This window comes from Nocardiopsis sp. CC223A (assembly GCF_030766825.1).
GTDB lineage: Bacteria > Actinomycetota > Actinomycetes > Streptosporangiales > Streptosporangiaceae > Nocardiopsis.
Genome location: NZ_JASFDV010000181.1, coordinates 1 through 1,152 on the forward strand (window position 1 = coordinate 1; position 1,152 = coordinate 1,152).

General features: G+C 69.7%; 2 protein-coding genes. Both read right to left on the reverse strand.

Annotated features, from left to right (window positions below; translation table 11 throughout):
* Positions 1-3: 3 nt before the first annotated feature.
* The gene (locus QJS33_RS31255; RefSeq protein WP_306371672.1) at positions 4-639 is read right to left on the reverse strand and encodes a transposase; all 636 of its coding nucleotides are present in this window, start codon (positions 637-639) and stop codon (positions 4-6) included.
* The coding region (locus QJS33_RS31260; RefSeq protein WP_306371673.1) for a winged helix-turn-helix domain-containing protein at positions 564-1,152 on the reverse strand (589 nt) is incomplete at its 5' end. The genes QJS33_RS31255 and QJS33_RS31260, both read right to left, overlap by 76 nt.

Sequence of the window (1,152 nt, forward strand, 5' to 3'; positions counted from 1 at the left end):
TACTCAGCTTGAACTCGTGATGTCCGCTGGTGTGGCCGTGTCGGGTTCCATGGTCAGGCCGGTGGGCGGCAGACAGCCGTCGATCAGGTGGGGCCGGTACTGGATCTTCTTCAGCTTCCGCTTGACCACACCGGTCAGATGCGCCAGATCAGCGGCGGCGAAATCGGCCAGATACCGTGTGAGCAGCGACCAGATCCCCTCGGCCGGGTTCAACTCCGGGGCGTAGCGCGGCAGCTGGACGATGCGCAGCCAGTCCTGATGCTCGGCGGCGAAGTCGGTCAGCTCGCGGGTCAGATGCACATTCAGGTTGTCCCAGCACCACACCACCGGGGCGCCCAACCGCAGATGGGTCATGACGATCAGATCGCGGTACCGGCGCCAGGAGAACGCCTTGGGCTCGCCCCGACGACCGCGGTACACGTGCAGCGTGTAGAAGAAACGGGAGCGGTCACCGGGCCGGTAGCACACCACACCGGCCACGTTGACCCGCCCCGCGCCCCGTCCGCGCACCCGCACCACCGGTCGCCGCCCGCGCGGGGCCCAGGTGCGCCCCTTCGGCGGCCTCAGCCCCTGCCCCGCCTCGTCCTCGAAGCAGATGTAGGCGCCCAGGTCCGCCGCGGTTGTTTTACCTGTGGCCACACCTGTGCCTTCCAGACCTCGATCTCCTCGTCGTCGCGTTCCAGCGCCCGCCGCACGGGGACCTGCGCGGACCAGCCGTGCCGGCGCAGGAGTTTCCACACGCCCTGGACGGTGTAGCCGGTGTGGAACATCCGGCCGATCAGCAGCTTGACGCGGGTGAGCGTCCACCCCTGGGACTCATCGCTCCAGCCGTGCGCGAGCGGGCCGCGCTCCAATTCCCTTTCCAGCCGCTCCCACTGCCCGGGGCCCAGCCGCTCGGTCGAGACCGGGCCCGCCGAGCGCAGCGCGTCCGCTCCGCCCCGTTCCCACGCGTGCCGCCAGCGCCGCACCGACCGCTCGGTCACCCGCAGCTCCCTGGCGATGGCACCGGTCTTCTCACCTCGCGCGAAGTGCTCGGCCGCGTCCATCCGCAGTCGTTCTCGTCGTTCTTGCTCTTGGGGCGTGAGCCCGCCCCCTTGCGCGTACCTCATGAGGACGTCGTACCTCGGTGGTCGGCCGCTGTCACCAGGTACC